The 13708-nt window shown below is 64.0% G+C and carries 11 protein-coding genes; 6 read left to right on the top strand and 5 right to left on the bottom strand.

Annotated features, from left to right (window positions below):
* Positions 1-96: 96 nt before the first annotated feature.
* On the bottom strand, positions 97-888 hold the full coding sequence (locus F1609_RS20760) for a DUF4261 domain-containing protein (RefSeq protein ID WP_167078561.1): 792 nt from the start codon (positions 886-888) through the stop codon (positions 97-99).
* 326 nt (positions 889-1214) lie between these two features.
* Here F1609_RS20760 and F1609_RS20765 point away from each other — a divergent pair, with 326 nt between their 5' ends.
* Positions 1215-1622, top strand: coding sequence for a hypothetical protein (locus tag F1609_RS20765; RefSeq protein WP_167078562.1), 408 nt, complete (start codon positions 1215-1217; stop codon positions 1620-1622).
* A 78-nt stretch (positions 1623-1700) separates the two neighbouring features.
* Here the strand turns inward: F1609_RS20765 and F1609_RS20770 are convergent, their stop codons facing one another.
* Genes F1609_RS20770 through F1609_RS20785 form a run of 4 tightly spaced genes read right to left on the bottom strand, consistent with a single transcriptional unit; the run spans position 1701 to position 6052 of the window.
* The gene (locus F1609_RS20770; RefSeq protein WP_167078563.1) at positions 1701-3839 is read right to left on the bottom strand and encodes a TonB-dependent receptor; all 2139 of its coding nucleotides are present in this window, start codon (positions 3837-3839) and stop codon (positions 1701-1703) included.
* Positions 3839-5491, bottom strand: coding sequence for a PepSY-associated TM helix domain-containing protein (locus F1609_RS20775; protein ID WP_167078564.1), 1653 nt, complete (start codon positions 5489-5491; stop codon positions 3839-3841). The genes F1609_RS20770 and F1609_RS20775 overlap by 1 nt, the downstream gene beginning before the upstream one ends.
* On the bottom strand, positions 5488-5793 hold the full coding sequence (locus F1609_RS20780) for a hypothetical protein (RefSeq protein WP_167078565.1): 306 nt from the start codon (positions 5791-5793) through the stop codon (positions 5488-5490). Before F1609_RS20780 ends, F1609_RS20775 begins: the two co-directional genes overlap by 4 nt.
* Entirely contained in the window at positions 5786-6052 is a 267-nt protein-coding gene (locus F1609_RS20785) for a hypothetical protein (protein ID WP_167078566.1), read from the bottom strand. The genes F1609_RS20780 and F1609_RS20785 overlap by 8 nt, the downstream gene beginning before the upstream one ends.
* Positions 6053-6334: 282 nt before the next feature.
* Between F1609_RS20785 and F1609_RS20790 the strand changes: the two genes are divergently transcribed.
* The 5 genes from F1609_RS20790 to F1609_RS20810 all read left to right on the top strand — a co-directional run bounded on the left by F1609_RS20790 (position 6335) and on the right by F1609_RS20810 (position 13677).
* On the top strand, positions 6335-9004 hold the full coding sequence (locus F1609_RS20790) for a sensor domain-containing diguanylate cyclase (RefSeq protein ID WP_187363085.1): 2670 nt from the start codon (positions 6335-6337) through the stop codon (positions 9002-9004).
* 519 nt (positions 9005-9523) lie between these two features.
* A complete protein-coding gene (locus tag F1609_RS20795; protein ID WP_229421974.1) occupies positions 9524-9763 on the top strand; it encodes a flagellar biosynthetic protein FliQ in 240 nt (79 codons plus the stop codon).
* 10 nt (positions 9764-9773) lie between these two features.
* Positions 9774-10535 (top strand): flagellar biosynthetic protein FliR, encoded by a 762-nt coding sequence (locus tag F1609_RS20800; RefSeq protein WP_167078568.1) that lies wholly within the window; start codon positions 9774-9776, stop codon positions 10533-10535.
* Complete coding sequence (locus F1609_RS20805; protein ID WP_167078569.1) at positions 10535-11614, top strand: EscU/YscU/HrcU family type III secretion system export apparatus switch protein; 1080 nt, start codon at positions 10535-10537, stop codon at positions 11612-11614. The genes F1609_RS20800 and F1609_RS20805 overlap by 1 nt, the downstream gene beginning before the upstream one ends.
* On the top strand, positions 11611-13677 hold the full coding sequence (locus F1609_RS20810) for a flagellar biosynthesis protein FlhA (RefSeq protein WP_167078570.1): 2067 nt from the start codon (positions 11611-11613) through the stop codon (positions 13675-13677). Before F1609_RS20805 ends, F1609_RS20810 begins: the two co-directional genes overlap by 4 nt.
* The last annotated feature ends 31 nt before the right edge of the window (positions 13678-13708 follow it).

Below are 13708 nucleotides of genomic sequence, written 5' to 3' on the forward strand. Positions count from 1 at the left end.
CGGGTAGCGCTGCCGGTGAGCAAGCGATTCTACGACGGGGATGGCGCCGCGGGCAAACGGCGGCGTTTCGTAAAGACGCGTGGATGCGACACGGTCTTACCAGGGCTTCCACCAGGCTTTTTTCGGCGGGACGGCTTCGTAGACGAGGCGCATGACCGTGCCCTCGATGCCGAAGGCGGACGGGCCGTAGACAACCCGGATTTTCTCGTCGGCGCTTTCGCCAAGGGTGTCGCCATCGCTGATGACCTGGCCATTTTCCAGCAGATAGCGCGCAATGCCTTCAAATCGATCGCGCAGCTCGGCCGGCGGCTCGGTGGCGTTCTGCGCTTCCAGTTCCATCAGCCCCAGTTCGGCCAGGCCGGTGGTGAACCCCGAACTGAAGGCGTCGACCTCGGTCCAGCCGACGCGGGAGTCGACCCAGATGGTCAACGGCGGGCCCATCGGCATGATGTCGGTGGCGAACTCGATGAACATGTCTTTGGGAACAATCAGCGCGGCATTGGTCCAGAACACGCCCGGCGTCCCAGGGGTCGTCGCCATCAGCGCTGCGGTAACTTGCGTGAGCACGGTGGACAGCGCCACGGGGTCGAGCTCGCCGCGCACGGTGACGATGGCGTGGTGCGTATGGCCTGGCAGGACGGATGCGGCATCGGGCCAGAGAATGCTGGTAGCGCATGGCCCTTCCAGGTCCGACCAGGGGACCGGGGCGGGCATCGTACCGATGACTACCTCTGCGCCAGCAACATTGAACGCCAGCGTGTTGTCGTCGGCGGAAACATCGGAAACAGGCGGCAGGTTCGGCCAGCTGGATGAAAGGAAGGTTTGCAGTGCATTGACGGCGTAAGCGGGCGCTTCGTTGAAAAGGATCATGGATATTTGCAGCGGCACGGCGGACTCCTTGTTTTTTGCGATGTTCAGTTTGCCAGCGCCCGGAGCCAATTGACGACACAGGGGGGGATATGGCTTAAACTGCCATATTAATTGATAGACACCGCCCCGTGAAGTCGGCGCCATGCTCGCGCAAGCGCGGGCATGAATCCACGCCAAGGAAAAACAGAAATGACATCCATAAATACCTCGTCTTCACCGGCGAGTGTCATTGATTCATCAAGCCAGAATATGAACGGTGTTGCGGCATCAAATCAGGATGATCAGAAGACACGCAAAGACCCGCCCTGCGCTGTATGTTGCGCACGTACTTCACGAGGCTGAACATGCAATTTCTATTTCGGATCGACGATATTTTTATGATTACAGGACGCGGATGCGTCCTTGTACCGGGCGTGCCATTCGCGTTTCCGGGCGTCATCTGCGGCGGGACCAGGATTGCCATCGTATCGCCTTCCGGAGAGCGCCTGGACACCGTCATCGCCGGATGCGAAATGATACATTGTGGTGCGCCCTCCAGCCACGCCCCGATTTGCCTGCCTCGCAATGTACACAAGGAGATGCTGGCGCTCGGCTCACGCGTTTACCTGGTGCAGAGTGGGGATCAGAAATCCGACCGACTGCAAGAACATGGCATTCATCGTTTAATTTCGTGTGACTATATTCCTCGCCACAGCATGGCTTTGTTCCGCGCCAGGGTCACGCAGCACCGAATTGGCAGACAAGAAATCTGATTGCCCATAAAAAAGCCCGCAATAAAGCGGGCCTTCTCATCCGGCACGCCTGCAAACAGGCATGCCAATCAGCGCAGCTTAGAAATCAAACGCCGCCGACAGCCTGATCGCGCGCGGCGCGCCCAGGTTCAGGCGCCCTGCTCCCCACGCGCTCTCGAAATACTCCTTGTCGGCCACGTTGGTGACGAAGGCGCGCAGCACCACCGGCATCGAACCGAAACGTGTCGCGTATTTGGCGCCCAGGTCGAGCGTGGTCCACGAGCCCAGTTTCAGGCTGCTATCCGCCGCCAGCCACTGCGAACCGGTGTAATTGATGCGCGAGCTCAGGTCCAGCCCCGGCACCGCCGCCAGTGCGTAATCGAGGCCGATATTGGCCGTCACGCGCGGCACGCCCAACTGCGCCTTGCCCTGGTTGATGCCCTTGTTGGTCTTGGTCTGCTCAGCCTTGGTGTACGCCACGCCACCGAGCAAGGTGATGTCGTTACCGGCCTTGCCGAAGACATTCCACTCCACGCCGCGGTTGCGCTGCTCGCCGTCAAGCAACATGCGGTTGTTCGATTCGATCAGCGCCGGTTTGCTGATCTGGAACACGCTCAGGGTTTGCGTCAGCGTATTCATGTTCCACTTCACGCCGGCCTCGAGCTGCTTGGACTTGTACGGCTTGAAGGTTTCGCCTTCGTTCGCGTACGGCGCCTTGACCGTGGTGCCGGCGCTCAGGCCTTCGACGTAGTTGGCGTACAGCGACACGTTCTCGCCCCACGGTTTATAGACCACGCCGGCCAGCGGGGTGACCGCCGTTTCTTCGTACTTGCTCAGCTTCTGCTCGACTTTCTGGGCGCGCAGGCCGAGCGTCAGTTGCAGCTTGCCGTCGGCGAACCAGATCGAATCGACTGCGCTGAGCGCCGTCATCACGTCGTCGTTGACCGGATTGTAGGTCGACGCATCTTTTGCGGCCGGCATGGTGATCGGGGTCGGGTTGTAGAGATTGCTGTTGATTACGGCAGTGCCGTTGGCGCGCCCGCCGCCTTCGTAGTTCATCACATTGGCCGCCACGGTCACCTTGTGCGCGATGGCGCCGGTGTTGAACTGGCCGCGCACGCCGATTTCGGCGGTGGTGGTTTCGTACTCGCCCCACGAGTTGTAGGCGGTGCCGGTGGCCTTGCCGCTGCTGCCGCCCGAAACGGGCAACACCGGACGCGTGCCGAAGATGAAGCCGTCGTACGAGTGCTTGGCCGTGCCGGCCGAAGCAAACGCGTTCCAGCCGGCGCCCAGTTCCACCTGGCCGCGCACGATCAGGCCCTGGGTTTCGGTGTTGCTGTACACATCTTCGCCGTAGAAGAAGTTGGTCGAGCCGTGCGGCGCCTTCGGCACGCTGGTCCAGCCGGTGATGATCGGCTGCATCGGCGCGCCCTTGCGCACCTTGTTGGCCAGCGAGTAGGCGTCCATTTCCACGTTCCAGCCCTTGCCCTGGTAATCCACGGCCACATGGCCGATTTCGCGGCGGCGGGTCTGGTGGTCCAGCCAGGTTTTGCCGCCCGACAGCACGCCGTTGACGCGCACGCCCAGCGCCTGGTCCTCGCCGAAGCGGCGCGCCACGTCGGCATGCACGCCCACGTTCGACTTGCTCGATACCGAGGTCGTCACGCGCGTGAGCGGCGTGGCGCCGGCGCGTTTCGGCACCAGGTTGATCGCCCCGCCCACGTCGCCCGCCGGCGGCAGGCCCATCATCATGGCGCCGGGGCCTTTCAGTACTTCGACCCGTTCGAACATCTCGGCCGGGGTATTCTGCTCAGGAGCCAGGCCGTAGGCGCCGTTGATCGCCATCGAACCCGAACTGACGCCGAAGCCGCGGATATTGAAGTTCTCGACCACGTGGCCTTCGTTGGTGGTGGTGCGCACCGACGGGTCGTTCTTGAGCACGGCGCCGATGGTCTGGGCTTGCTGGTCGGCGATGGTCAGCGCGGTGTAGGCGGTGATGTTGAACGGCGTGTCCATCACGCTCACGTTGCCAAGCACGCCGAGACGGGCGCCCTTGGCGACCTTGCCGCCGGCAGCGGCTGCCGGCAGGCTGTCCGGCGTTTCGGCGGCGGCCTTGACGGTGATTTCTTTCATGGTTTCGACAGGCGCCTGGGCCATGGCCGGCAGGGCCAGGGTGGCGATCATGGTCATGCAGGCCATGGGAATGGTACGGAAAGCACACACAGGGACAACTCGCATTACATTTGCTCCATTTGGTTAGATATTGTTTGATGAGAAGTGGTTTGATTCGAATTCGTTGGCGGGGACGGCATGGCCGCATCCAGCTCGCGCCACACGCTTTGCTGCTCGCCCGAGCGCGCGCGCCGGCGCACCCGCGCCGCCATCCACAGCAGGAGCGCGCCGCCGGCCAGCGACAGGCCGTCGATCCAGAGATAATCGCTGGCATACGGCTTGCCGACCGGCAGGCCGGGGAACATGCCCGCCAGCGCGCTGGTGAGCGGCACCGTCAGGGTCGCCAGGGCGGCGCAAAAGGTCAGGCGGTAACCGGCCCAGGCTGCGCCCTTTGCCAGCGCCGCCAGCAGAGCGAGCGCGAGCGCGCCGTTGAAGACGGCCAGGCCGATGCCCGCCATCTCCAGCCCCAGTCCAGCCTGCCAGCGCAGCGCCACCAGGCCCAGCGGCAGGCCGATGACGGCGCCCAGGCACAGGCCGACCGTCAGCGCGGCCACCACCCGCACGTGGCGCGGCTGGGCCAGCTTTGCTGCCAGCCGGCGGTTCTTGCGCAGGCGCGATTCGATCCACAGCAGGTTGCCGGTGTAGAACAGGATCGCGCCGAGCAAACCCATCACCACGTAGGCAAGACGCACCGGCACGCCGCCAAAGCTGCCGAAGTGCAGCGCAAAAATGGCGGACAGGCTCGCTTCCCAGTTGTTTTGCTGGTGCGGCAGCAGGCTGATGCCTTTGTTGAGCTGGCCGCTGGCGGGATTGAAGTTCATGAAGCCGGCGCGCGGTGCGCGCATGTGGCCGCTCCAGTCTTCGCCACCCATGTTCACTTGCGGCTTGGGGCTGTTCAGGCCGCGGTAAGTCAGTTCGGTCGGCGTGAAGCTGGCGGAAATGCTGCGCGCGCTGGCAAGCAGGGTCGATGGCGCCACCCAGTTCGCGCTCGCGCCCGGCACAGCCTTGCCCTTTGCGCGCGGCTCGGCCGCGGCCGGCTTGCCGATGGCGTGGATGGTGGCGTCCTGCGTGTCATACACCCAGTCGTGCAGGCAGAAGCCGGCCGTGGTCAGGGCAATGGCCAGGTGGAACGGCAGGCTGGTGATGCCGATCAGGTTGTGGGCGTCGAGCCAGAAGCGCTTGACGTTGGCGCCGATGCGCAGCACCAGCAAGTCCTTCACCAGCGAGGGCAGCAGGATCACTACGCCCGAGATGAGCGCCAGCGCGTACAGCAGCGCCACGAAGCCGATGATCGGCTCGGCCACGGCGTCGGCCAGCGGCAGGCCACCGTTGCGGTGTATCTGGTCGACAAAGTGGGCGGCCGGGCCGGTCTGCGCGGCGCTCGTTTGCAGGCGGCCGGCCGCGTCCAGCGTGACCTGCCAGCTTGCGCCCTGCTTGTCGGTATAGCGCATGCGGCCGTAGCCGGGCCGTTCGCGCTCCAGCACGAGCACGGCGCTGCCGATGGCCGGGTCGCGCGCGGCGAAAAAGGCGGCGGCGAGCGGGTCGAGCGGCGCGCTGGCGGCCTGCCGCGCCGTCGGCCGGGGGTCGGCCCAGCGCCCGATTTCGGGAGCGAACATGGTATGGGCGCCAGCGTAAAACGCGATGAACAGCATCACGCCGCTGAGAATGCCGACCCAGGTATGCACCACTTTGTAGGTACGCACGATCTCCGCCTTCATGCGCCGCTCCCGCCGCTGTGCATCAGGAGATAGCAGGCGAGCGCGGCAAGCGCGTTGGCCAGCGCCAGCCACAGCCAGCAGGCGCGTTTGCTGGGCAACAGGAACACCAGCGCGATGGCTGCGACCCAGAGCGGATACACCACCCACATCGTCAATTGCCCGACCACCGGGCCGGCCCCGAGAAAACGCATCAGCTGGTGCAGCACGCCGCTGAGGGCGACCGCGAGCGGATAGCCGAGCACCAGGGCCACCAGGCCGTTGTGCAGCAAAATGCGGTCGCGCCGGGTGCTGTCCTTAGCCATGCGAGCTCCCCGCACGCGCTTTGCGCACGGCGCGCAGCACGCCGACGGCCGGCAAGGCGATCATCCACACGGTCAGCGCGGTCAGGATGGCCGTAAACGTGCTCATGCTCGCGGCCAGCGCCACGACGGCCAGCACCAGCGGCGCCGCACCCAGGGTCCAGCCCAGCAGGGCGGGCAGGCGTGGCTCCGCCCTGGCCGTGCTGAAATTGCAGCAGGCCGCGGAGAGCAGCGTCAGGATCAAAGCAAGGACTGGCAACATACTGGCTTTCAACTCGCCCGTGGGACTGGGGAGACGGCCGCATCTTACTCCAGATAGAAATGATTCTCAATACGCTGGTTGAGTAAACCATATCTTTTTGAAGAAAATAGATTCTTTATAGAAATTTTGGTATAGTGATCGCAGCCGTTGTTGCGGCTCGGGCACAGGCCCAGATACCGCCTGCCGCTTCTCGCCCTTTCCAGAATGTTTCCCGGCCATGCTCCCGCCGATCCTTTGCTGTTGCAAAATACTGACGCCTGGCGTCAGCGACCGGGACGCCTCATGGACATTGCACTTACCGACTCCGCCGATCTGAAACGCGTGCGCGCGCTGAACGCCCTGTGCGTGCTCGACACGCCGCAGGAAGAGCGCTTCGACCGCCTCACCCGGCTCGCCTCGTCCGTTCTGGGGATGCCGATCGCGCTGGTGTCGCTGGTCGATACGCAGCGCCAGTGGTTCAAGTCGCGCATCGGGCTCGACGCCACCGAAACGCCGCGTTCGATCTCGTTTTGCACCCACGCGGTGGCGCAGCGCGAGATGCTGGTGGTGGAAGACGCGCTGCGCGATGCACGCTTTGCCGCCAATCCGCTGGTCACCGGCGCCCCCGACATTCGCTTCTACGCCGGCCAGCCGGTGTTCTCGCACGATGGCGAGGCGGTCGGCACCCTGTGCGTCATCGACTCCGCGCCGCGCAGCTTCGGCGAGGCGGCGCGCCAGATCCTGCGCGACTTCGCCGCCCTGGTCGAGGATGAACTGAACAAGGGCGCGCTGGTGGCCGCGCGCGTGCGCGCCGAACAGGCCCTGCATGCGCTCAACGAGGACCTTGAACACCGCATTGAGGAACGCACCCGCTCCCTGAGCGAGACCAACGAGACGCTCAAGCGCGAAATCCGCCAGCGCCTCGCCGTCGAAGAAACCCTGCGCGCCAACGAGGAGCGCATCCGCACCTTCATCGACTCCTCGTTCAGCGCCTTTGTCGGCACCGATGCCGACGGCATGGTGGTGGAGTGGAATCCGTCGGCCGAGCGCACCTTCGGCTGGAGCCGCGAGCAGGCATTGGGCCAGGAACTAGCCAGCCTGATCATCCCCGACGCCTACCGCGAGGCGCACCGCGCCGGCATGCGCCGCTTCGTGCGCCACGGCGTGGGCAACGTGATCAACACGCGCCTCGAAATGCCGGCGTGTACGCGCGACCATGGCGACATCACAGTTGAAATGACCATCAACGCCTTCAAGTCGGGCGGCGAGCTGTTTTTCGGCGCTTTCCTGCACGATGTGTCCGAGCGCATCCGCGCCAAGCTGGCCTTGCAGCAGAAGCAGCAATTGCTCGACACGGTGCTCGAGACACTCGATGTGGGCGTGGTCGCCTGCTCGGCAGACGGCGAGCTGACCCTGTTCAACCGCGCCGCGCGCGAATTCCACGGCCTGCCGCCGCAGGCGCTGCCGAGCGGTGACTGGGCCGCGCATTACAGCCTGTTTTCGGGCGACGGCGCCCACCCGATGGAAGAACACGAGGTACCGCTGATGCGCGCCCTGCACGGGGAGGCGATCAAGGACAGCGCCATGGTGATCGCACCGAAGGGGCGCAACCGGCGCTATATATTGGCCAGCGGCCGGCGCATGACCGGCCCCAACGGCGAGGCTCTGGGAGCGGTGGTGGCGATGAAGGACATCACGGAGCTCAACGAGTCGCAGCGCAGGCTCAGGGTGAACGAACAGCGCCTGCGCGCGATTACCGAAAACCTGCCGGCGCTGATTGGCCAGGTCGACAAGGCCGGCAACTTCACCTACCTCAATACCCTGGCGCTGCGCTTCTACGGGCGCGAAAAAAACCAGCTGATCGGCCAGCCGGTGCGCCAGGCCTACAGCGCGCCCGAGTTCGAACGCGTCGAGCAGTTCATGAAGCTGGCCTTGCAGGGCAAGCGCGTCACGTTCGAAGATGAACTGATGGTTGAGGGGCGCAGCTCGCATTACCACGCCTCGTACATCCCCGACATCGATGCCAGCGGCGCGGTGAACGGGTTTTTTGCGATGGCCTTCGACATCACCGCCAGGAAGCGCAGCGAAATCCGCCAGCGCGACAGCGAAGAGCGCCTGCGCACCGTCACCGACAACCTGCCGGCGCTCATCTCCTATCTCGACACCGACCTGCGCTACTGCTTCGCCAACGCCATGTACAAGCAGTGGTACGGGGTCGATCCGGCGGCGATGGTCGGCAAGAGCATCAGCGACGTCTTTCCCGCGCACTTCTGCGGCCAGCGCGAACAGCAGCTGCGGCGCTGCCTGGAAGGCCACACCGTGCAGATTGAACTCGAAGTCGAACACTCGGGGGACACCCGCATCCTGCAGTCGGTGTACATTCCGCACATGCGCGACGGCGTGGTACTGGGCGCCTACCTGCTTTCGACCGACGTGACGGCGGCGCGCCGGCACGAGGCCAACCTGAAGACCCTGGCCCATACCGACACCCTGACCGGCCTGCCGAACCGGCGCAGCTACGAAGCCGAACTGGAAGCGGCGCTGGGGCGCAGTGTGCGCAACCGCAGCGGCATGGCGCTGATGTTCCTCGATATCGACCGCTTCAAGCAGGTCAACGACACGCTCGGCCACGCCGGCGGCGACGAGGTGCTGCGCGAATTCGCCCGGCGCCTGCTGCGCACCGTGCGCAAGACCGACACCGTATCGCGCCTGGCGGGCGACGAATTCACCATCATTCTAGAAGGCGTGCGCTCGCCCGAGGAATGCGCCAGGATCGGCGCCAAGATCGTCGAGGCCATGGGGCCGCTGTTTTCGGTGGGCGAAATGGCGCGCCAGGTCTCGACCAGCATCGGCATCGCCTGGACCAACAGCGCGCAGCTGGACGCGCGCGCCTTGTCGACCCGGGCCGACGCCGCCCTGTACCAGGCCAAGGCGGCCGGACGCAATCAGTTCTGCGTGGGGGCGGGGCAATAAGACCCCCTGTCCAGTACCAAACCGGAGCATAGCCACCGCATCGCTCAGTTGTAAGCGCTTTCAGACAATTTGATATACAAGCCTGGCAAAAAAAGCGATCGGGCGTCCTGTGGACTTTTTATTTGACAGGATTAACGTCTGGGGCTGGACGGCATTTCGGCCACGCCTCCAAAAGTTGTCGATCCCCGCAACGTCGGGCAGTTAGCGCGCAACATACGGCTATAACGGTTATATGCAATATGAATAATTATTACTTATCCTACTTATCCAACCTGGAAATCGAATTCCGCCGTATCTAGAACAAACGTTTCTTATCCCATCAAAAAGCTTTTTCTAACAGTAAATTTGTCTGATATCTGTATTAAATTTGTCCAGAAGTTATTGACACAAATCAAACCAAGTCTTACTCTCCCTCCCTTCGGCAATATTATTGCAATTTAGAAATTCAGAATGCACGTCCCCGGACGTTTTTTCTAATCGGGAAAGCGGAAGATGGGATCGGATGTTGCACTAGCGCTTATGGCGCAAATTCTGTGGGGCGCGGTCATCATCAGCGCTCCCATCCTGCTCTGCACCCTGGTTATCGGCCTGGTCGTGAGCGTGCTCCAGGTCGTCACTCAGATCCAGGACATGTCGCTCACCTTCATTCCCAAACTCATCGGCACCGTGCTGGCGCTGGTGTTTTTCGGCCCCTGGATGCTGCGCAAGCTGATTCTGCTGGCCAGCGGCCTGATCTCGAACATCCCCAACTATTTCTGAGCTTTCCCCGATGACGTTCGACTTCAATCCGGCCTGGCTGATCGCCGTGCTGCTCTGCTCCCTGCGCCTGTCGGCCCTATTGCTGCTGACTCCGCTGCTGCAGGCGCTCGGCTTGCCTGTCCGGGTGCGCGTGTTGCTGATCCTCGCGCTCTCGGCCATGCTGGTGTCGGGCATGCGCCTGCTGCCGCCCCATCCGCCTTCCGACGTGCCGGCGCTGATCGGTGCCGGCATTAACGAACTCATGGTGGGCGCGCTGATGGCCTTCGGCATCTTTGCCGCCTTCGCCGCCTTTTCCTTCGCCGGCAATGCGCTCGACCTGCAGATCGGCTTTAACATCGCCAACGTATTCGATCCGGTCACGCGCGCCCAGGCGCCTTTACTGGCGTCCCTGCTGGCGATGCTGGCCGTGGCCCTGTTCTTCGGCATGGATGCGCACCACGCGCTACTGCGCGGCTTCGCGTACTCGCTCGAACGCATTCCGCTCGGCGCCGGCCTGGCCCAGCCCGACCCGGCCATCATCATGCGCCAGTTCGGCATCGTGTTCACGCTCGGGCTGACCCTGGCGGCGCCGGTGCTGTTCTGCCTGTTCCTGGTGGAACTGGCGCTGGCGGTATTGTCGCGCAACCTGCAGCAGATGAATATCTTCGTGCTGGCGGCCCCGATCAAGATCGTGGTCGGCCTCAGCATGCTCGCCCTGATGGCGAACCACATCGGGGTGGTGGCCGAACGCATTTTCAATACCGTGTTTTCGTTCTGGGATGCGGTGCTCTGATGTCGGACGAAGGACAGGACAAAAGCCAGGACGCCACCCCACACAAGCTGCGCGAGGCGCAAAAACGCGGCCAGGTTTCCAAGAGCGTCGAGGCCAACTACGCCGCTGTGCTGGCGCTGCTGGTCGGGGTCTGCTTCGCCTCGGGCCCCGCGATCGCCCAGCGCGTGCTGCTGCTGGCGCGCCAGACCTTCGGCCAGGCCGGGCGCAGCGACTGGGCCAGCGACAACATCGCCATGTGGCTGGTACAGCTGTTCGCCAGCGGCGTCTCCGCCCTGCTGCCGCTGCTGCTCGGGCTGGCGCTGGTGGCTCTGGTGGTCAACGTCAGCCAGACCGGCGGGGTGTTCAGTTTCGATCCGATCACGCCCGATTTCAAGCGCCTTAACCCGGCCACGGGCCTGGAGCGCCTGTTTTCCCTGAAGATGCTGTACGAAGCGGCACGCAGCGTGGGCAAGCTGGTCTTGCTGGGCCTGGTGGCCTGGAGCGCCATGCGGGCCCTGATGCCGGATTTGATGAAGCTCAGCTACATTGATGCGCGCGGGCACGCTGCCCTGGTGCTCGGCAAGGTCGGCCCGCTGCTGTTCAAGCTGATGCTGGCGGTGCTGCTGCTGGCCATGATCGACGTGCTGTACACGCGCTGGGACTTCGCCAAGAAGATGCGGATGAGCCATCGCGACATCACCGACGAACACAAGCAAAAGGAGGGCGATCCGCGCATCCGCAGCCGCCTGCGCCAGCTGCGCAATGAAATGCTGAAACAGTCGCGTTCCGCGCGCAAATTACCCGAGGCAGACGTGCTCATTACCAACCCGACTCATATTGCCATCGCCTTGTCCTACCGGCACGGCGAGATGCCCGCGCCCAAGCTGCTTGCCAAGGGCAGCGGCAAGCAGGCGGCGCGCATGCGCCAGGCCGCGCGCGAGCTGAACATTCCCATTGTCGAGAACCGCCCGCTCGCGCGCGAGCTGTACAAACGCATCGGCGCCGACCAGTACGTGCCCGAAGACCTGTACCCGCGCGTGGCCAAGATCCTGATCTGGGTGTACGCCATGCGCCAGGGCCGCGCCGGGAGCGCCGCTTGAACGCCCTGCGCCGCGTCCTCGGGGCCAACACCGACATCGCCATGGTACTGCTGGTGGTCGGCGTGCTGTTCATGCTGTTCGCGCCAGTGCCGCCAGGCCTGCTCGACTTCCTGATCCTGGCCAACTTCAGCTTCGCCCTGCTGATCCTGCTGCTGACCTTCTACATGTCCAAGCCGGTCGAGTTTTCGACCTTCCCGTCGATGCTGCTGATCGCCACCCTCTTCCGGCTGGCCCTGAACATCTCGGCCACCCGCCTGATCCTGCGCGACGCCGACGCCGGCCATGTGATCGGCGCCATCGGGTCCTACGTCGTAGGGGGCAACTTCGTCATCGGCCTGATCGTGTTCCTGATCCTGGTCGTGGTCCAGTATGTGGTCGTCACCAGCGGCGCCCAGCGCGTCTCGGAAGTAGCGGCCCGCTTCACGCTCGACAGCATGCCGGGCCAGCAGATGAGCATCGACGCCGACCTCAACATGGGCTTCATCGACCAGGAAGAAGCCCAGCGCCGGCGCGCCAACATCAGCCGCGAAGCAGCTTTCTACGGCGCCATGGACGGCGCCAGCAAGTTCGTCAAGGGCGACGCTATTGCCGGCATCATCATCATGCTGATCAACAGCGTGGGCGGCCTGGTAATCGGCGTCATGCAGCTCGGCATGCCGTGGGACCAGGCCATGCAAACGTTTACCCTGCTCACCATCGGCGACGGCATCGTGACCCAGGTGCCGGCGCTGGTCATTTCGGTGGCGACCGGCCTGATCGTCACCCGCTCGGCCTCAGACGACAACCTCGGCAATGCCGCCTTCCGCCAGATCACCTCCTTCACCAAACCGCTGGCCATGGTCACCCTGACCATGGTAGCGCTGATGTTCATGCCCGGCATACCGGTCTGGCCGCCACTCAGCCTGGCGCTCCTGTTCGGCGCCGTGATGCTGCTGCGCCGCAAGTCGGGCGACCTGGCCCCAAGCGCCGTGGCCGAGGGCGCCGATCCCGCCAAGCCCGGCGCGCCCGCGGCAACCGGCGCCAAGGACGACGATGCCTACGGGCTGCTGCCAATCGAACCGGTGGAAGTGCAACTGGGCGTGGACCTGGTGCCAATGATGGAAACCGACCAGGCCCTGTTCATGGAACGCATCGCCACCTTCCGCAAGCAGTACGCGCTCGAGTCGGGACTGGTGCTGCCGAGCGCGCGTTTCCGCGCCAGTCCGCGGCTGGGCGCGAATGCCTACGAAATCCTGATATTCGGCGTGGCCGTGGCAAGGGGCGAGATCCGGCGCGACCGTATCCTGGCGATCCATCCGGGCGGCGAGATTGCCAAGCTGGCCGGGATCGATACCAAGGAACCGAGCTTCGGCCTGCCGGCCGTCTGGATCGAGGAAGCCGGCCGCGCCGAAGCGATGGCCGCCAAGTACACCCTGGTCGACCCGCCGACAGTGTTCATGACCCACTTGTGCGAAGTGCTGCGCCAGCACGCCGCCACCCTGCTCACGCGCCCGGAAACGGAACGCCTGCTGGGGCGCGTGCGCGACGCCCAGCCCGGCCTGGTCGAAGAAATCGTCCCCACCGTACTCGGCGTGGGCGAGGTGCAACGCGTGCTGCAAAACCTGCTCAAGGAAAAAGTATCGATCCGCAACCTCGACGCCGTCATCGAAACCCTGGTCGACCATGCCAAGAACAGCAAGGACCCGGCCTACCTGACCGAACTCGTGCGTCAACGCCTGGGCTCGCTGATCTGCCAGTCGCTGACCAACGGCAGTAATACCTTGCAAGTCATTACGCTCGATCCAACGATCGAGCACACCTTGCTGCAAAACATACGCGCGGTCGAAAGCGGCGGCGCCATGGTGGTCGAGCCGAAATTCGCCGAGCAGGTCATCACGCGCCTGGCCCAGCAGGCAGAAAAAATGATGAAGGCGAACCTGATGCCGGTGCTGCTGTGCGCGCCCGAACTGCGGCGCCATATCCGCACCCTGTCCGAGCGCATGGTGCCGCAGCTACGGGTGCTGTCGCTTGCCGAAGTGCCCAATTCGCTTGAACTGCGCGCCTATGCCACCGTATCGCTGTAACTCCACCAGCGACCTGAACAAGAACCCCGAG

The organism is Massilia aquatica (assembly GCF_011682045.1).
Classification (GTDB): domain Bacteria; phylum Pseudomonadota; class Gammaproteobacteria; order Burkholderiales; family Burkholderiaceae_D; genus Telluria_A; species Telluria_A aquatica.